Origin of the sequence: Pseudomonas sp. UBA6310 (genome assembly GCF_002438225.1) — a bacterium.
Classification (GTDB): Bacteria; Pseudomonadota; Gammaproteobacteria; order Pseudomonadales; family Pseudomonadaceae; genus Pseudomonas_O; species Pseudomonas_O kuykendallii.
The window spans coordinates 22,788-40,829 of the sequence record NZ_DJTK01000081.1; the positions used below are offsets into that span (position 1 = coordinate 22,788).

Below are 18,042 nucleotides of genomic sequence, written 5' to 3' on the forward strand. Positions count from 1 at the left end.
TTGCGCCGCGGCATGGCCGGCGGCCGGGATCGTAAACAGCTTCCCGTAGTCGTAACGGACGCTGGGAAAGTCTGGCTCCGCCAACTTTCGGCGCGCGGCATCGCGCCCTGGCGGCGAATTCGCGTTGAACCGCAGCAGGCCTGGCCCGTCGAACGCCAGTAGCCTTTTTTGGAGTGCAGCGCCCATGACCGTCCCCAGCCCGCGTCTGGCGACGCCGGTACTGCCGAGTCGTCCGGTGGCCTTCCTGATGCATTACGTGCGTCAGCGGCCCTGGCACTTCGGCGGCATGTTCCTGCTCATCGTCGGCGCTTCTGGCTGCGGCGTGGCGGTGCAGTACGGGATGAAGCTGCTGGTGGACGCGATGGCCACCGACGACCGCGTCAACGCCGCGGTATGGCCGCCTCTCGCGGTGTTCATCGGCCTGATCGTGCTGGAGAACGCGTTCTGGCGCGCCGGCGGCTGGCTCGGCTGCCGCACCGTGGTGTCGAGTTGCGTCGACGTGCGCGTCGACCTGTTCCGCTACCTCACCGGCCACCCGATGCGCTACTTCAGCGAACACTTCGCCGGCGCGCTGGGCAACCGCATCACCGCCACCGGCACCGCGGCGGGCTCCATCTTCGGCGGGCTGGCCTGGCGCATCATGCCGCCCTGCGTGGATTTCGCCGGCGCGGTGCTGGTGCTGCTGACCGTCGACGTGCGCATGGCGGTGACGCTGATCGGCTTCGTGCTGCTGGTGGCGGCGCTGATCACCGGGTTCGGCATCCTCGGGCGCTCCAAGCACCAGCGCTTCGCTGCCCAGGCCGCACGGGTCGGCGGCGAGCTGGTGGACGTGGTCAGCAACGTTTGGACGATCAAGGCGTTCTCCGCCCGCGAACGCGAAAGCCGCCGCCTGGCCGAGGAGATCGGCGTCGAGGCGCTGGCGCACCGGCGCAGCTGGATGTACCTGGAAAAGGCCCGGGTGATCCACGACATCTGCCTGTCGGTGATGGCCGGCGGCATGCTGATCTGGGCGATCAGCCTGTGGCGCACCGGCAACATCAGCGCCGGCGACGTGGTCATGGTCAGCACCCTGACCTTCCGCATCCTGCACGGCTCGCGCGAGCTGGCGCTGGCGCTGGTCGACACCACGCAGCAGCTCGGCGCCATCGCCGACACCCTGAAGATCATCGTGCAACCGCACGCGCTGGACGACCCGGAAGCCAACCTGGCGCTGTCGCAGGGGCAGATCGAGTTCCGCGACGTGACCTTCCGCTACCCCGACGGCCGTCGCGTGTTCGAGCATTTCGAGCTGAGCATCCCGGCGGGGCAGAAAGTCGGCATCGTCGGCTCTTCGGGGGCCGGGAAGTCGACCCTGATCAGCCTGATTCAGCGCCTCGACGACCCGCAGGCCGGGGCGGTGATGATCGACGGCCAGGACATCAGCGAAGTCAGCCAGGACAGCCTGCGCGAGCGTCTGGCGGTGGTGCCGCAGGAAGCCGCGCTTTTCAACCGGACGATCCGCGAGAACATCCGCTACGGCCGTCCGGACGCCACCGACGAGGATGTGGTGATGGCCGCGAAGAATGCCTTCTGCGACGCCTTCATCCGCGAGTTGCCGCAGGGCTATGACACCCTGGTGGGGGAGCGCGGGGTGATGCTCTCTGGCGGCCAGCGCCAGCGCCTGGGCATCGCCCGCGCGTTCCTCAAGGATTCGCCGATCCTGATCCTCGACGAGGCGACCTCGGCCCTGGATACCCATTCCGAAGCGGAAATCCAGGCCGCCCTGGCCGACCTGATGCAGGGTCGCACCGTGGTGGCCGTGGCCCACCGGCTGTCCACGCTGGCCAGTTTCGACCGCATCGTCGTACTGCAGAGGGGCGCCATCGTTGAGGACGGCCCGCCCGACGAGCTGCGCCGCCAGGGCGGGCTGTTCCAGTCGCTGTGGACTATCCAGGCGGCCGGCTTCAGGCACGAACAGTCGGACCGCGGCTGAGCCATGCGGCGCGAAGCGGTGGACTCGAGCAGCCTGCGCAGCGTCGGTTACCGCGAGGACAGCGCCGAGCTGGAGGTCGAGTTCGCCAGTGGCGCCTGCTATCGCTACGCCGGGGTGCCGCCGGAAGTCCATCGGGCGCTGCTCGCCGCGCCATCCAAGGGCACCTGGTTCAACCGGGAGTTCAAGGCCTTCGGCTTCGCCTACGAGCGACTCGCGGACTAGCGCGTCGCGCCGGAAAACGCCGCCTCGTTCATGCCATCGAACTTTTTCCGTGCATCTCCGGCCTGATTAAGTAGGCGGGCCAGCCCGCGGCGCTTCAATCACTCATCCCAAGGGGAGAAAGGCATGTCGGATCATCACACCTACAAGCTGGTCGAGCTGGTTGGCTCATCCACGACTACCATCGAAGATGCCATTAGCAACGCACTCGCCGAGGCGTCGAAGAGCGTCAAGCTGATGGAGTGGTTCGAAGTCGTGGAAACCCGTGGCCACATCGAGAACGGTGCGGTCGCGCATTACCAGGTCACCATCAAAGTCGGGTTCCGTGTCGAACACAGCTAAGGCGCTGAAGACAGGGAAACCAGGGTCGTAAACCAACGAGGGAACGAAGATGAAAAGAGTACTGATGGCTGTGGGCATGAGCGTGCTGGCTTCCTCGGCATTCGCCGCCGCCAAGCCCTGTGAGGAACTGAAGGCGGAAATCGCGGCGAAGATCGAGGCCAAGGGCGCGTCGGGCTTCACCCTCGAGGTGGTCGACAAAGGCGCGGCGGCGGATGGCAAGGTGGTCGGCAGCTGTGAAGCTGGCAGCAAGGAAATCGTCTATCGCAAAGGCTGATTTCCTCGCGCACGAGGTACGAAAACGGCCCGAATCGGGCCGTTTTTTTTGCGCGGAGGCGATGTTCCGTTAGAAACACACGCCGCAGGTTGCCCCGCGCCAGACCGTAGGGTGGGCTTCAGCCCACCAATGCTCGCCGCCGATACCCTGGCGAAGGGCGGTGGGGCGGTGGGGCGGTGGGGCGATGGGGCGGATGGCGGTGGGCTGAAGCCCACCCTACGACCTGATTTCCTCGCGCACGAGGTACAAAAACGGCCCGAATCGGGCCGTTTTTTTTGCGCGGAGGGCGGGTGAGACCCGCGAGCGACGTTCCATTGGAAACACACTCCGCAAATTGCCCCGCGCCAGACCCTAGGGTGGGCTTCAGCCCACCAATGCTCGCCGCCGATACCCCGGCGGATGGCGGTGGGGCGGATGGCGGTGGGCTGAAGCCCACCCTACGACCTGATTTCCTCGTGCACGAGGTACAGAAACGGCCCAAATCGGGCCGTTTTTTTTGTGCGGAGGCGATGTTCCGTTAGGAACACACGCCGCAAATTGCCGTGCCAGACCGTAGGGTGGGCTTCAGCCCACCAATGCTCGCCGCGATACCCTGGCGGTGGGCTGAAGCCCACCCTACGAACCAGGACATCAGGCGCCGTGCAGTTGCCCGAGGATTTCGTAGGAGCGCAACCGCGAGGCGTGTTCGTAGAGGTCGCAGGTGAAGATCAGCTCGTCGGCCTGGGTCTGCTCGAGGAGTATTTCCAGCCGCGCGCGTACCTTTTCCGGCCCGCCGATCACCGCCATGCCGAAGAAATTCCCCACCGCGTCCTGCTCGTGTGGCAGCCAGCGACCGCGCATGCTTTCCACCGGCGGGCGCAGCACCAGGCTTTCGCCGCGCAGCAGCGCGAGGATGCGCTGGAACGCGGTGGTGGCGAGGAATTCGGCCTGCTCGTCGTCGTCCGCGGCGATCAGCGGAACGCCGAGCATCACGTAGGGTTTGTCGAGCACCGCCGAGGGCCGGAAATTCTCCCGGTACAGGCGGATCGCCTCGTGCACGTAACGCGGCGCGAAGTGCGAAGCGAAGGCGTAGGGCAGGCCCTTGGCGGCCGCCAGTTGCGCGCTGAACAGGCTCGATCCGAGCAGCCAGATCGGCAGGTTGCTGTCGGCGCCCGGCATCGCCACCACGCGCTGGTTCGGCTGGCGCGGGCCGAGCAGCCGTTCCAGCTCCTCCACGTCGCGCGGGAAATCGTCGGCGCTGCCCATGCGGTCGCGGCGCAGCGCGTGGGCGGTGAACTGGTCGGCGCCGGGCGCGCGGCCCAGGCCGAGGTCGATGCGTCCCGGGTACAGCGCCTCCAGGGTGCCGAACTGTTCGGCGATCACCAGCGGCGCGTGGTTCGGCAGCATGATCCCGCCGGCACCGACGCGGATGCTCGACGTGCCGCCGGCCAGGTAGCCGAGCAGCACGGCGGTGGCGGAGCTGGCGATGCCGTCCATGTTGTGGTGCTCGGCGACCCAGAAGCGAGTGAAGCCGAGCTTCTCGACGTGGCGCGCCAGCGACAGCGAATTGCGCAGCGCCTGAGCGGCGTTGCCATCGTCGCGGATCGGCACCAGGTCGAGGGTGGAAATACGGGTATTGGCGAGTCGGGACATGTCGTTCACCTCGTTGTATGAGGGTTAGATGCGGGCTCGGCATGCCGAAGACAAGCCCGCACGCCGCAATCCCGACGGACGCGGCGCTGGCGCTCGCGCTCGCACGTCAGCCCTTGTCGGGCTGCGCGCAGGAAATCTGCGCGGCGTAGCGTTTCTCGTAGCGGCTCAGCAGAGGCTGGGTGGTCAGGCCGTGGATGAAGATGCTCAGCGCGACCACCGACAGCGTCAGGTCGGTGACGTCCACCCGCGCCGACTCCTGCAGGTGATGGTTTAGCGCGTAGCACAGGTAGTACAGGCTGCCGATGCCGCGAATGCCGAACCAGCCGAGCAGGCGCCGCTGCGGCCGGGTGACCAGGCTGCGCGGGAACACCAGCCACACCGATAGCGGCCGGATCACCGCGAACAGCGCCAGGCCCAGCGGCACCGCGCGCCAGTCCCAGTGCGCCGTCAGCACCACGCCGAGGATGGTCACCAGCAGCACTTCCAGGCTGCGTTCGAGCAGGTTGCCGAAGCTGAGGATGTCGCTCATCAGCACGCCAGCGGCGATCTTCGGCTCGTCGATGCGCATGCCGTCGACGTCGAGCCGCTGCGGGATTTCCCCCGCCAGGCGCGGCAGCACCTTGCGCGTGATGTGCTCGGCCGGCTCGGCGTCATGGCCGCTGGAGGATATCTCCGCGTGACGCAGGCCGACACCGGCGGCGAAGGTGGCCAGGAAGCCCCAGGCGCCGATGGATTCGGCGATCACGTAGGACAGCGCGATCAGCGCCAGGGCGAGGAAATCGTTGGGCGAGATGCCGGTTTCGGCGTGCCGCGCGCGCAGGTAGATCGCCAGCCGGCCGACCAGTTTGCCGAGCACGAAACCGCTCGCCAGCCCGGCCGGCACCGCCCACAGCAGGCGCTGCCAGAACCAGTCGTCGACCCACGCCCAGGAGCCGCCGCCGTATTCGATCAGCAGCAGGCCGAAGACCACGAAGGGGAAGGCCACGCCGTCGTTGAAGCCGGCCTCGCCGGTGAGACCGTAGCGCACGCGGTCGCAGTCGCTGGCGTGGTTGACCTGCACCAGGCTGGCGAGCACCGGATCGGTGGGGGCGAGGATCGCGCCGATCAGCACCGCGACGCCCCAGCTCAGGCCGAAGCCGTAATGCCCGAGCAGCGCCACGCCGCCGATGCACAGCAGCATCACCGGGCCGACCAGCAGGTAGGCGCTGAGCCAGGCTGGGTCGCGGAACGGCAGGCGCAGCTTGATCCCGCTGGCGAACAGCGAGACCAGTACGGCGACTTCGGCGAGGTGCTCCAGCCAGACAGAGATCTGGTCGAAATCGGCATGCCAGAGGCCGATGCCGAACTGGCCGATGAGAACGCCGAAGGCCAGGTAGAGGATCGAGGTGGTGACCGGCAGCCAGCGCAGGAATGCCGAGGCCAGGGCCAGCGCCAGCAACAGGAGGCCGAGCACGGCCATCCATTGGGTGAAATTCATGGGAAACGAGTAGCCCGCTCATCGAGCCCGGAGTAGGCCCACGGTTTTTCGATGCCCGGGCGGCGGTTCAGGTTCCGCCGGCTGTCAGTAGGGGCCGCAGCGCAGCAGCTTGGCACTCGCCAGCGGCTCGCGCCCCTCGCCATACAGCCAACCCTGGGCCTTGAGCACCAGTGGCCGCGCTTCCAGGCGGTAGCGCTGGCCGGGGACGAAGCCGTCGTAGCGCACGCGCAGGTAGCAGGTGACCTGGGACGGGCCGCTGGAATCGACGCCGCCGCCGCGGTTGACCTCGTACTGATAGCGCACGTCCAGTTCGTGGGCGCCGGGACCGACCTGGAAGTAGCGCGCATCGTCGAGGCGCTTGCCGTCCAGCCGATCGGCCGAGATGTCGCCGACCGGCACCGCCCGCACGTCGACCCAGGCGAGGTTCGGATCGGGTTTGGGAAGCGGCGCCGCGCAGGCGTGCAGCAGGGGCAACATCAGGAAAACGGCCAGGTTACGCATCGCGGAGTCCTCGTCTGGGGACCGCAGAATAACCGCTATACGCCACCGCAGCGTTGTTCCTGGCCACGGCCGAGCAGTTGGTTCTGCTGGTCGTAGAGTTTGACCCACGGGCGGAAGCCCCATTCGCCGGCCTCCAGGCGATAGCGACCGCCGGCATCGAAGTCGTCGTACTTGAGCGTCAGCCGGCAGTCGCGCTGCAGCGGCTGGTCGTGGCCGGTATTCGCCGCGCTGACCTCGAAGCGATAACGCACCGTCAGCGCGTGGCTACCCGGTTCGACCTGAAAGTAGCGATCGTCCTCCAGCGGCTTGTCGTCCACTTCCAGCGCCAGCGGCGGTGCGCCCTTGGCATCGAGGTCGACCCAGGCCTGGTTCGGGTCGGGCCTGGGCATCCACAGCGAGCATCCGTGAAGGGTCAGCAGGCTGAGGCAGAGAAGGGCGGCACGCATCGGCGTCTCCAGTCGGGGGAATCGAAGCGCGGCGGCGCTGGAGCGCACTGCCGCGATGGGATAGGGTCGCCGGCATGTCGCCGCCAAATATCCCGTTACTCGACAACCGCGCCCTGCGTTGGGTTCCCCTGCTGCTGTGCCTCGCGCTGAGCGGTTGCTCCAGCTATTACGGGCAGTTGCTGCAGGGCCAACTGCAGGTGCTGCGCCAGCGCGAACCCATCGACGCGGTGCTCGCTGACCCCGCGCGCGACCCGCACCTGCGCCAGCGGCTGGCGCTGGCGCAGCAGGCGCGGCGCTTCGCCAGCGCCGCCCTGCACCTGCCGGACAACCGCAGCTACCGCGTCTACGCCGACATCGGGCGGCCGTTCGTGGTGTGGAACGTCTTCGCCACGCCGCGCTACTCGCTGGCGCCGGTGGAGCACTGCTTCCCCATCGCCGGCTGCGTGGCCTATCGCGGCTATTACCAGCAGGGCCGGGCGCGTGGCGCCGCGGCGCTGCTGAGCGAGGAGGGGCTGGACACCTACGTCGGCGGCGTCGAGGCCTACTCGACCCTCGGCTGGTTCGACGATCCGCTGCTCAGCAGCATGCTGCGCTGGGACGACGACCGCCTCGCCGCGACGATCTTCCACGAGCTGGCGCACCAGCAGCTTTACGTGGCCGACGACACCGCGTTCAACGAGTCCTTCGCCAGCTTCGTCGAGCAGCAGGGCCTTCGCGAGTGGCGCGCCGCCCGCGGCCTGCCGGCGCCGGATGCGCGTCAGGAGCGGCAGCGTCGACAGTTCACCGGGCTGATCCTGGCCAGCCGGGAACGCCTGCAAGCCCTCTACGCCGAACCGCTCGACGCGGCGCAGAAAAGTGCCGGAAAGACCGCCGAGTTCGAGCGACTGCGTGCCGAATATCGCACCCTGCGTGACGGGCAGTGGGGCGGTGACACGCGCTACGACGCCTGGATGGCGCAGCCGCTGAACAATGCCCGGCTACTGCCGTTCGGTCTTTACGACCAGTGGGTGGAGGCCTTCGCCGCGCTGTTCCGGCGGGCGAATGGCGACTGGCGCGAGTTCTATCGGCGCGCCGCGGAAATCGGCCGGTTGCCGGCGGCGGCGCGGGAACAGGCGCTGGCGTCCTTGCTCTAACCCAGCTGGAACAGCCTGATCGAGCCCCGAGGAGACCCACATGAAGCGCTGGACAGTGGCCGCCATGGCCACGCTGCTGTGTCACACGGCGCTCGCCGCGCCCAAATCCTGTGAGGAGCTGAAGCAGGAGATCGAGGTGAAGATCCAGGCCGCCAATGTCACCAGCTACACGCTGGAGATCGTGCCGGTCGCCGACGTCGAGGACGCCAACATGGTGGTCGGCAGCTGCGAGGGTGGCAGCAAGAAGATCATCTACCAGAAGAACGACTGACGGCGCCGCGCGGCTTGCGAGAGAGGGCGTTTTCATAAGAGAATAAATGATAGGAATTATCATTTAGGTTCTGTCCTTGCGCTCTCCCGATCAGGCCGTCGACATCGCCACCCAGCAAGCCGTGCAGGTGCTCTATCGCGAGCACCACGACTGGCTGCGGCATTGGCTGCGCAGGCGTCTGCCCTGCGGGGAGAACGCTGCCGACCTGGCCCAGGACACCTTCGTCCGCGTGCTTTCCAGCCGAAAGGCGTTCGACGTGCGGGAGCCGCGCGCCTATCTGAGCAGCATCGCCCGTAGCCTGATGATCGACGGTTTCCGCCGCCGCGCCCTCGAGCAGTCCTACCTCGATGCCCTCGCCGCCTTGCCCGAGCCGTTGGACATCTCGCCAGAAGCGCGTGCGCTGATCATCGAGACCCTATTGGAGATCGACCGCCTGCTCGACGGCCTCGGCCCGCGCTGCCGCGAGATATTCCTGCTCGCCCAGCTCGACGGTCTCAGCCATGTGGAGATCGGCCGGCGCCTGGGCGTATCGACCAACACGGTGCGCAAGTACGTGGTGCGCGGCCTGACCCAGTGTCTGCTGCTGATGGGCGACTAGGCATGGCCAGCATCGCGCAACCGTCGCTGGCCGTATTGCAGGCCGCCGCCAATTGGTACCTGGACCTGCAGGCCGCGCCGCACTGCGCCGCCACGGGCGAGGCGCATCGGCGCTGGCTGGAGGCCGACCCCACGCACCGTCAGGCCTGGAGTCGCATGGAGCGCCTGCAGGGCAAGCTGGGCGGCCTGCCGAACGGTATCGCCCCGGCCGCGCTGCGTGGGGTCGACGGTCGCCGCCGTGCCAGCCTCAAGCTGCTTGGGCTACTGCTGATCGGTGGGAGTGCGGCCGGCCTTGGCTGGCAGTCCGCGCCCCTGCGCAGCGTGCGCGCCGATGAGTACACCGCCGTTGGCGAGCGCCGCAGCCTGCGTCTCGAGGATGGCGGCCAGGTGCGCCTGAACAGCGACACTGCCCTCGACATCCGCTACGGCAAGCGCCTGCGCGAACTGCACCTGCGTCGTGGCGAGATCCATGTGCAGACCGCCAAGGACACTGAGGACCGGCCCTTCGTGGTGCACACCGAACAGGGCAGCATCCGCGCTCTGGGCACCCGATTCCTGGTGCGCCAGGACGGCGAGCGCACCCAGGTGCGCGTGCTGCAGCACGCGGTGGAGGTACGCCCGCTGGACGCGCCGGACCGGCCACTGCGCGTCGAGGCTGGCCAGCAGCTGTGGTACGGCGCCACGGCCTGCGGCGCCATCGAGCCGCTGGAGGCGCATGCCGATGCCTGGCTGCGCGGCATGCTGGTGGTCAGCGATTGGGCGCTGCCGCGTTTCATCGACGAGTTGGCGCGCTATCGCCCGGGCCTGCTGTCCTGCGACCCGGCGCTGGCCGGGCTGCGCATCTCCGGCGCCTTCCAGCTAGCCGACAGCGACGCGGTGCTGGACAACCTGCGCAGCACCCTGCCGCTGCGCGTGCGTCGCCTGACGCGTTACTGGGTGCGGATCGAGCCGGCCTGAACCGACGAAGAAATATTTTTTCCTGGGCTGTTGTTGATTTCGTTTCTCATTCGACTTGGTTAGGAAAGCGCCCATAGTGCGCTCCCTGCCAACCCTCCCAGGAACCTCTCATGTCGCGCCACATCGCTCCGCGCAGTACGTCGTTGCTTCGTAGCTCCCCCTGCCTCAGCCCGCTGGGTGTGGCCATCAATCGCGCGTTGCTCGGCGCGGTGCTGGCGCTGCCGGTTGCCGGCCTGGTGCAGGTGCAGCCCGCCTGGGCGCAGAGCGTGGTAGCGCAGCACGACTTCGCGATTGCCGCGGGTTCGCTGGAGTCGGTGCTGAACAGTTTCGCCGCCACCACCGGCGTCAGCCTGTCCTATTCCCCGGAGACCGTGCGCGGCCTGCAGTCGCCGGGAGTGCAGGGGCAGCTGTCCGCCGATGAGGCGCTGCAGCGCCTGCTGTCCGGCAGCGGCCTGCAGGTAACGCGGCAGGCCAGCGGCAACTATTCGCTGCTGCCGGCGCCGGAAGCCGGCTCGACGCTGCAACTCGATGCCATCACGATCACCGGTGCCGGCCTGGGCGAGACCACCGAGGACACCGGTTCCTACACCACCGGCTCGACCAGCACCGCCACCGGCCTGCCGCTGTCGATCCGCGAGACGCCGCAGTCGGTCTCGGTGATCACCAGCCAGCGCATGAAGGACCAGAACCTCACCCAGCTCACCGACGTGGTGCGCGAGACCCCCGGCCTGACGCTCAGCCAGAGTGGCGGCAACGGTGGCGACAGCAGCGGCATCTACTCGCGTGGCTTCAGGGTCGAGAACTACCAGATCGATGGCCTGCAGCTGCTCGACAGCAACTACGGGAGCCCTGCCCAGAGCAACGACATGGTGCTGTACGACCGCGTCGAGGTGATCCGTGGCGCCACCGGCCTGACCAACGGCGTGGGCACCCCCGGCGCCACCCTGAACATGATCCGCAAGCGCCCGACGGCCGGCTTCAAGAGCAGCGTCACGGTCACCGGCGGCTCCTGGGATTACCGTCGCACCGAGGCCGACGTCAGCGGTTCGTTGACCGAGAGTGGCAATGTGCGCGGCCGCCTGGTCGGCGCGTATCAGGAGAACGACTCCTATGTCGACCGCCTCAGCGAGCGCAAGGAGGTGTTCTACGGGGTGGTCGAGGCCGACCTGACCCCCGACACCCTGCTGACCTTCGGCATGGACTCGCAGTCCGACGACTACGACGGCCACGCCCGCAGTGGCCTGCCGCTGTTCAACAACGACGGTACTCGGTCCGATCACGACGAGTCGGACTCCGCCGCTGCCAAGTGGGCCTATTCCAAGCGCAGTGCCGTCTCCGCTTTCGCCATCCTCGAGCACGCCCTGACCGAGCGCTGGAAGGCCAAGCTGAGCCTGAACAATCGTCGTAGCGAATACGATGAGCTCAGTGGCTATGCCGGGGGGAACAACGGGGAGGCTGGAGCCGATCCAGCCTCGATCGTGTTCTATGCCAACCGCTGGAAGGCCAAACCGGTACAGAACAGCTTCGACCTGAATCTGGCGGGCAGTTTTGACCTGTTCGGCCTGGAGCACGACGCTACCGTCGGCTACAGCCGGCAGAAGACCGACTACAACACCCCGGCCTACACCTGGTGGCGCGACCCCGTGACGGGCGACTTCCCGGTGATCGACAACATCTACACCTGGAACGGCAAGGTGCCGGCCAAGCCTGATCTGCAGGCCTACGGTCGTATCGACTACGAGGAAGAGCAGGGCGCGGCCTACGGCAGTACCCGCCTGCGCCTGAGCGAGGACCTGTCGTTCATCCTCGGCGCGCGGGTCATCGACTGGGAAAACACGATCAAGAACGAGTACTACGACGGCACGCCGAACGACGGTAGCAAGCGCAGTGAAACCGGCGTGGTCACCCCCTTCGCCGGCCTGGTCTACGACCTCAACGACATCTGGTCGGTGTACGGCAGCTACACCAGCATCTTCAAGCCGCAGAGCAACAAGACCCTGACCGGTGCCTATATCGATCCGCTGGAAGGCGTCGGCTACGAAATCGGTAGCAAGGCGGCGTTCTTCGAGGGTGACCTGAACCTTGGGATCGCCTTGTACCAGATCGAGCAGGACAACCTGGCCGTGTCGTTGGGCGATGGCCAGCTGGCTCCGGACGGCAGCCAGGCCTACCGCGCCGAATCCGGCACCAAGACCCGTGGTTTCGAGGTGGAAGTCACGGGTGAGGTGGCCATCGACTGGCAGCTCAGCGCCAGCTTCAGCCGCAACATCGTGCAGGATGCCGATGGCAACAAGCTCAACACGAACATTGCGCAGAACACCGTCAAGCTGTTCACCACCTACGTCCTGCGCAGCATCGGCAACGGCCTGACCATCGGGGGCGGGGTCAACTGGCAGAGCGAGATCTACAGCGATGGCGTCGGTCCGGCGCGCGACCAGCGTTTCACCCAGGATGACTATGCGGTGGTCGATGTGATGGCACGCTACCCCATCACCGAGCAGCTAAGCGCCACCCTCAACCTCAACAACCTGCTGGACGAGGAGTACTACACCAGTTCCAGCTCCAGCTATTTCGGAGCACCGCGCAACGCCACCCTCGGCCTGCGCATGGAATTCTGAACCGCTCGTTGCGTCGCCGAAATATCCGGTCACAGCTTGGCCGGGCTGGTGCTTCCGGTTTTGCCGAGCCTATCCGTCCTCACGTGTGGGCCACTGCGTTGTCGGTGCGCCCCGCACGCTTCGCCGCCGGTGCTGCCGACGGCCCTTCTTGTTCTGGCTTCCATGGTCGTTCGCCGATGAAATCGATTTCTCCCCGCTCTCGCGCGCTGCTCTCGCGCACGCTGGCTGCCTTGCTTGGCGGCTATGCGCTGACCTGCGCCAGCGTGATCTTTCTCGGCGCCGTGCTGCCGCTGCCCAAGAGCCAGGCGATCCTCGCCGCCTCGCTGACCAGCTTCGCGGTGTACACCGCGGTGATCGTCTGGGCGTTCGCCACGCCGAACCTGACGCGCATCTGGCTGGTGCTGCTGATCGCCTCGCTGGCACTGACCGGCGCCGGCCTGCTGTTGGGAGGTGACGCATGAGCAAGGTGCAGAGCGGCGCGGCCGAGGGCGGTTTCCGCCAGGCCATGGCCTGGCTGCATACCTGGGGCGGCCTGTGGGCCTGCTGGGTGCTGTTCGTGATCTTCCTCACCGGCAGCCTGGGCGTGTTCGACGAGCCCATCACCCGCTGGATGAAGCCGCACCTGCCGCAGGCCAGCGAGGCCACCGGCGACACCCGCATGGACGATGGCTTCGACCGGCCGCAGGCCGTGCGCATGGCCCGTACCTGGTTCGAGGAGAACCAGCCCGACGCGCATTTCTGGGGCGTCGGTCTGCCGTCGGACGAGGACCCCTCGATCCGCCTGTTCTGGCAGGACCCGCAGGAGAACTTCCACAACGCCCGCATCGATGCCGGCAGCGGCCAACCGGTGGACGGCTCCCGCGAGCGTGACAGCGAAGGCGGCCACCACTTCGTGCACATGCACTTCGAGTTCCACGGCGGCACCGCCGGCATCTGGTTCGTCGGTGCCTTCACCATGGCCATGCTGGTGGCGCTGGTCAGCGGCATCGTCATCCACAAGCGTATCTTCAAGGACTTCTTCACCTTCCGCCCGGGCAAGGGCCAGCGCAGCTGGCTGGATGCGCATAACGCCCTGTCGGTGCTGAGCCTGCCGTTCCAGCTGATGATCGCCTACACCGGCCTGGCGACCTTCTACGCCCTGTACATGCCGGCCGGCATCGCCGCGCACTACGACAGCGAGGAGGCCTACTTCGCCGACCTGCTGGCCCAGCCGGCGGCCCAGGAAATCACCGGCATCGCCGCGCCGTTGGCCGCGTTCGACGGCATGCTGCTGCATGCCGAGCAGCAACTGCAGCGCCCGGCCAGTTTCGTCAGCATCGAGCACCCCAACGACAGCAGCGCCTCGGTGCGGGTGTTCGGCCGCTTCATCGAGAAGCCGGGCGAGTACCGCCTGCTCGGCGACGGCGGCGGCCGGGTGTTCTTCAACGGCGTGACCGGCGAGCGGACCGACGTGCAGATGCCCGGCGAGCTGCGTGGCGGCGCCGCACAGGACGTGCAGTCAGTGATGGCCAACCTGCACTTCGCCGCCTTCGGTGGGCACCTGGTGCGCTGGCTGTACTTCGTCAGCGGCCTGGCAGGCGCGGCCATGCTGGCCACCGGCGCCCTGCTGTTCATGGTCAAGCGCCGCCAGCGTTCGCTGAACGAGTTCGGCAGTGCCACGCCGCGCGTGTACCGGGTGATCGAGGTGCTCAACGTCGGCACCCTCACCGGCCTGACCATCGCCTGCGTGGCGTTCTTCTGGGGCAATCGCCTGCTGCCGCTGGGTATCGCCGACCGCCCGGAATGGGAGATCGGCGTGTTCTTCGCCGTCTGGCTGCTGAGCTTCGTCCACGCCGGCCTGCGTCCAGTTGCGCGGGCCTGGGTCGAACAGCTGCTGGCGCTGGCCGCCCTGTGCCTGCTGCTGCCGCTGCTCAACTGGCTGACCGTTGGCGATCAGCTGTTCAGCTACCTGCAGCGCGGCGACGGCGAGCGTGCCGGCGTCGAGCTGGTGGCACTGGGCACCGGTGTGCTGTCGCTGTGGGGCGCCTGGCGCCTGACCCGGCCGCGCAGGGCGCCGGCAGCTGATCGCCAGCGCGCCGCCGCGGCGCAGGCGCGATCATGAGTCTGACCCTCGCCGTGATTCTCGCCGCCGCACTCTGCTATGCCGGCATGGCTGGCCTGTGCCTGAGCATGGACCGCCATCATTCCCAGGTGTGGAAAGCCAAGGCGCCGACCCGTCAGCGCCTGTTGCGCCTGGCCGGCTGGCTGCTACTGGCGCTGGCCGTGTGGCCGTGCGTACAGGTCTGGGGCGCCGCCGTCGGCCCCGTGGTCTGGTGCGGCATGCTCAGCGTCGGCGCCTTCACCCTGGTCCTGCTGTTGCCCTATCGCCCGCGTGTCGCCGCGCTGCTGGCCGCCGTGGCGGCCGGTGTCGGCCTGCCGGTCCTGTTGTTGAGCGCCGGCTGAGCCGGCACCGTTCAAGGAAGATGTAGTCGATGACCTCGCGTTTCTCCCCGCTCCTGCGTCGTGGCCTGGCGGCCGCCGTGATCCTCGGCCTGCCGGTGCTGATCTGGCTGTCCTGGGATGACGCGGTGGCCTACGACACCGTGGCCATCGGCCGCGGCGACGTCGAAGCCAGCGTCACCGCCATCGCCACCCTGCAACCACGCGAGTCGGTGGACGTTGGCGCCCAGGTGTCCGGCCAGGTCACCCGCCTGCACGTGCAGCCCGGTGACCGGGTGGAGAAGGGCCAGCTGCTCGCCGAGATCGATGCCAGCCTGCACCAGGCCTCGGTCGAGGCCGACCGCGCGGCCCTCGACGGCCTGCGCGCGCAGCTGGCCGAACAGCAGGCGCAGCTCGACCTGGCGCGCCAGCAGCACCTGCGCCAGCAGCGCCTGGCCGCCGACGAGGCGACCCGCGAGGAGGACGTGCAGATCGCCGTCGCCACCCTGCGCTCCGCCGAGGCGCGCCTGCGCCAGCTGCGTGCGCAGATCGCCGAGGCCAGCGCGCGCCTGCGTGGCAACGAGGCGCAACTGAGCTACACGCGTCTCTACGCGCCCATCGCCGGCACGGTGATCGGTGTCGACGTCAAACAAGGCCAGACCCTCAATGCCACCTACCAGACGCCGACCGTGCTGCGCCTGGCCGACCTTGGTGCGATGACCGCCTGGACCAAGGTTTCCGAGGCCGACATCCGTCGCGTGCGGGTCGACATGCCGCTTTACTTCACCACCCTCGGTGGCGACGGTCGCCGCTGGCACGGCAAGGTGCGCCAGGTGCTGCCGGCGCCGCCGGTGACGCCGAGCGCCTCCGGCGAGTCCGCCGCGGTGCCGCAGACGGTCAAGGCGGTGCAGTACACCGTGCTGTTCGACGTGGCCAACGACGACGGCGAGCTGATGCCGCAGATGACCGCCCAGGTGACCTTCGTTACCGCCGCCGCGCATGACGTGCTGACCGCGCCGCTGGCCGCGCTGCAGCCGGTGGAGGGCCAGGCCGGGCTGTTCAGCGCCCGCGTGCTGGAGGCTTCCGGTCGCGCCGCCGCGCGTGAAGTGCGCGTAGGCGCGCGCAGCCGTCAGCGGGTGGAGGTGATCGAGGGCCTCGGCGAGGGCGAGTTGCTGGTCACCGGCGAGCGCGCGCCCGCGCCGTCTAGGTTCCAGTGGTGAGCGACACGCCGCTGATCGAACTGCGCGGCATCCGCCGCCGCTACGGCGGGCAGAACGGCGCGCCGGAGGTCGAGGTGCTGCATGGCATCGACCTGCGCATCGGCGCCGGCGAATTCGTCGCCATCGTCGGCAGCTCCGGCTCGGGCAAGTCGACCCTGATGAACCTGCTCGGCTGCCTCGACCGGCCCAGCGCCGGCAGCTACCGCTTCGCCGGCCACGACGTCGCCGAACTGGACGCCGACCAGTTGGCCTGGCTGCGCCGCGAGGCCTTCGGCTTCGTGTTCCAAGGCTACCACCTGATCGCCACCGAGTCGGCCTGCGAGAATGTCGAGGTGCCCGCGCTGTACGCCGGCATGTCCGCCGAGGCGCGCCGCCAGCGCGCCAGCGCTCTGCTCACCCGCCTGGGCCTGGGCGAGCGCCTCGACTATCGCCCCGGCCAGCTTTCCGGCGGTCAGCAGCAGCGGGTGTCGATCGCCCGCGCGTTGATGAACGGCGGGCGCATCATCCTCGCCGACGAACCCACCGGCGCCCTGGATTCGCACAGCGGCCGCGAGGTCATGACCCTGCTGCGCGAGCTGGCGGCGGCCGGGCACACGGTGATCCTGATCACCCACGACCGCGAAGTGGCGGCCCAGGCCCAGCGGGTCATCGAGATTCGCGACGGCGCGATCATCGGCGACAGCGCCGCGCCGTTTGGCGGCGCGCAGCCCAATCCGGCGGCGTTGCCGGCGCCGCACTTCGACAGCATGAGCGTGCAGGGTGCCGGCTGGAGCGCCCTCGGCGAGGTGCTGCGTTCGGCCTGGCGGGTGATGCTGCTGAACCGCTTCCGCACCGCGCTGACCCTGCTCGGCATCGTCATCGGCGTGGCCTCGGTGATCGTCATGCTGGCCATCGGCCTGGGCACCAAGCAGAAGGTTCTGGCGCAGATGGCCTCGATGGGCGCCACCACACTCTACCTGTACGCCGCGCAACCGCCGGAAGGCGGTCCCTGGGGTGTGGTCAGCGAGGGCGACCTGGAGGCCCTCGGCCGTCTGCCGGAGATCGACCTGTTCACCCCGGTGATCGGCAACCCGCGCATGGTCCAGTACGGCAACGCCTCGCGCGACCTCTACGTGTTCGCCAGCAACGAGCAACTGCCCGCGATCCAGCACTGGCCGGTGGCCGAGGGGCGCTTCTTCACCGCCGCCGAGGACCAGGACCTGGCGCCGGTGGTGGTGCTCGGGCACAAGGCACGCACGTTCCTCTTCCGCGACGAACCCAACCCGCTGGGCAAGCAGCTGCTGATCGGCGAGGCGCCGTTCGAGGTCATCGGCGTGATGGCCGAAAAGGGCCGCGAGTCCGGCGCCGACTACTACGACGAGATGGTTTTCATCCCCTACGCCGCCGGGCGTGCGCGGGTCTACCAGGACATCGCCGAGCCCGAGTACGCCGCGCTCACCGCCGCCTCCACCGACCAGGTGCAGGCCGCCGAAACCGCCGCCCGCGAGCTGTTGCTGGCGCGCCATGGTCGCGAGGACTTTCAGGTCGATAACGCCGCGGCCAAGGTCCAGGCCGAGGCCGAGACCCAGGACAGCATGACCCGCATGCTCGGTCTGATCGCCGCCGTGTCGCTGCTGGTGGGCGGCATCGGGGTGATGAACGTGATGCTGATGACGGTGCGCGAACGTACCCGCGAGATCGGCGTGCGCATGGCTACCGGCGCGCGCCAGCGCGACATCCTCCGGCAGTTCCTCGGCGAGGCGGTGCTGGTCACCCTGGTCGGCGGCAGCATCGGCGTGCTGGTCGGCCTCATCGGCGGCGCCGCCCTGCTGGCGGCCGGTGTGCCGCTGATCTTCTCCCTGTCGGCGATGCTGCTGGCCTTCGCCTGCGCGGTGGGCACCGGCCTGCTGTTCGGCTACCTGCCGGCGAAGACTGCCGCGGCCCTCGACCCGGTCGCCGCCCTGGCCAGCGAATGAACGAGTTTTC

18 protein-coding genes are annotated in these 18,042 nt (G+C 68.2%); 14 read left to right on the plus strand and 4 right to left on the minus strand.

What is annotated here, in order from left to right; translation table 11 throughout:
- The first annotated feature begins 184 nt into the window (after positions 1 to 184).
- From B3E91_RS19535 to B3E91_RS19550, 4 genes are all read left to right on the plus strand, one after another.
- Entirely contained in the window at positions 185 to 1,972 is a 1,788-nt protein-coding gene (locus B3E91_RS19535; protein ID WP_287031070.1) for an ABC transporter ATP-binding protein, read from the plus strand.
- A 3-nt stretch (positions 1,973 to 1,975) separates the two neighbouring features.
- Positions 1,976 to 2,194, plus strand: a complete 219-nt coding sequence (locus B3E91_RS19540; RefSeq protein WP_090224566.1) for a KTSC domain-containing protein — start codon at positions 1,976 to 1,978, stop codon at positions 2,192 to 2,194.
- Between the two features lie 123 nt (positions 2,195 to 2,317).
- On the plus strand, positions 2,318 to 2,533 hold the full coding sequence (locus tag B3E91_RS19545) for a dodecin (RefSeq protein ID WP_090224565.1): 216 nt from the start codon (positions 2,318 to 2,320) through the stop codon (positions 2,531 to 2,533).
- A gap of 49 nt (positions 2,534 to 2,582) precedes the next feature.
- A complete protein-coding gene (locus B3E91_RS19550) occupies positions 2,583 to 2,807 on the plus strand; it encodes a DUF1161 domain-containing protein (RefSeq protein ID WP_287031071.1) in 225 nt (74 codons plus the stop codon).
- A gap of 630 nt (positions 2,808 to 3,437) precedes the next feature.
- Here the strand turns inward: B3E91_RS19550 and B3E91_RS19555 are convergent.
- The 4 genes from B3E91_RS19555 to B3E91_RS19570 form a co-directional block, all read right to left on the minus strand.
- Positions 3,438 to 4,439 (minus strand): LLM class flavin-dependent oxidoreductase, encoded by a 1,002-nt coding sequence (locus B3E91_RS19555; protein WP_287031072.1) that lies wholly within the window; start codon positions 4,437 to 4,439, stop codon positions 3,438 to 3,440.
- 106 nt (positions 4,440 to 4,545) lie between these two features.
- Positions 4,546 to 5,916, minus strand: coding sequence for a cation:proton antiporter (locus B3E91_RS19560; protein ID WP_287031073.1), 1,371 nt, complete (start codon positions 5,914 to 5,916; stop codon positions 4,546 to 4,548).
- A gap of 84 nt (positions 5,917 to 6,000) precedes the next feature.
- Complete coding sequence (locus B3E91_RS19565) at positions 6,001 to 6,417, minus strand: hypothetical protein (RefSeq protein WP_287031074.1); 417 nt, start codon at positions 6,415 to 6,417, stop codon at positions 6,001 to 6,003.
- Positions 6,418 to 6,452: 35 nt separating this feature from the next.
- The gene (locus tag B3E91_RS19570; RefSeq protein WP_273230943.1) at positions 6,453 to 6,863 is read right to left on the minus strand and encodes a hypothetical protein; all 411 of its coding nucleotides are present in this window, start codon (positions 6,861 to 6,863) and stop codon (positions 6,453 to 6,455) included.
- Positions 6,864 to 6,937: 74 nt separating this feature from the next.
- Between B3E91_RS19570 and B3E91_RS19575 the strand changes: the two genes are divergently transcribed.
- From B3E91_RS19575 to B3E91_RS19620, 10 genes are all read left to right on the plus strand, one after another.
- Positions 6,938 to 7,996 (plus strand): aminopeptidase, encoded by a 1,059-nt coding sequence (locus tag B3E91_RS19575; protein ID WP_287031075.1) that lies wholly within the window; start codon positions 6,938 to 6,940, stop codon positions 7,994 to 7,996.
- A gap of 40 nt (positions 7,997 to 8,036) precedes the next feature.
- Positions 8,037 to 8,267 (plus strand): DUF1161 domain-containing protein, encoded by a 231-nt coding sequence (locus B3E91_RS19580; RefSeq protein ID WP_090224553.1) that lies wholly within the window; start codon positions 8,037 to 8,039, stop codon positions 8,265 to 8,267.
- A 76-nt stretch (positions 8,268 to 8,343) separates the two neighbouring features.
- Positions 8,344 to 8,865 carry a sigma-70 family RNA polymerase sigma factor gene (locus tag B3E91_RS19585; protein ID WP_287031076.1) on the plus strand — a complete coding sequence of 174 codons (522 nt, stop codon included), beginning with the start codon at positions 8,344 to 8,346 and terminating at the stop codon, positions 8,863 to 8,865.
- Between the two features lie 2 nt (positions 8,866 to 8,867).
- Positions 8,868 to 9,821 (plus strand): FecR domain-containing protein, encoded by a 954-nt coding sequence (locus B3E91_RS19590; RefSeq protein WP_287031077.1) that lies wholly within the window; start codon positions 8,868 to 8,870, stop codon positions 9,819 to 9,821.
- A 110-nt stretch (positions 9,822 to 9,931) separates the two neighbouring features.
- Positions 9,932 to 12,439, plus strand: coding sequence for a TonB-dependent siderophore receptor (locus B3E91_RS19595; protein WP_287031078.1), 2,508 nt, complete (start codon positions 9,932 to 9,934; stop codon positions 12,437 to 12,439).
- 176 nt (positions 12,440 to 12,615) lie between these two features.
- A complete protein-coding gene (locus B3E91_RS19600; RefSeq protein ID WP_273230954.1) occupies positions 12,616 to 12,900 on the plus strand; it encodes a hypothetical protein in 285 nt (94 codons plus the stop codon).
- Positions 12,897 to 14,540: a PepSY-associated TM helix domain-containing protein gene (locus tag B3E91_RS19605; protein ID WP_287031079.1), complete on the plus strand. Its 1,644-nt coding sequence runs from the start codon at positions 12,897 to 12,899 to the stop codon at positions 14,538 to 14,540. Before B3E91_RS19600 ends, B3E91_RS19605 begins: the two co-directional genes overlap by 4 nt.
- A gap of 14 nt (positions 14,541 to 14,554) precedes the next feature.
- Positions 14,555 to 14,881, plus strand: coding sequence for a DUF3325 domain-containing protein (locus tag B3E91_RS19610; RefSeq protein ID WP_287031133.1), 327 nt, complete (start codon positions 14,555 to 14,557; stop codon positions 14,879 to 14,881).
- A gap of 29 nt (positions 14,882 to 14,910) precedes the next feature.
- Positions 14,911 to 16,077 carry an efflux RND transporter periplasmic adaptor subunit gene (locus B3E91_RS19615; RefSeq protein ID WP_287031080.1) on the plus strand — a complete coding sequence of 389 codons (1,167 nt, stop codon included), beginning with the start codon at positions 14,911 to 14,913 and terminating at the stop codon, positions 16,075 to 16,077.
- Positions 16,074 to 18,032: an ABC transporter permease gene (locus tag B3E91_RS19620; protein WP_287031081.1), complete on the plus strand. Its 1,959-nt coding sequence runs from the start codon at positions 16,074 to 16,076 to the stop codon at positions 18,030 to 18,032. Before B3E91_RS19615 ends, B3E91_RS19620 begins: the two co-directional genes overlap by 4 nt.
- Positions 18,033 to 18,042 lie beyond the last annotated feature (10 nt).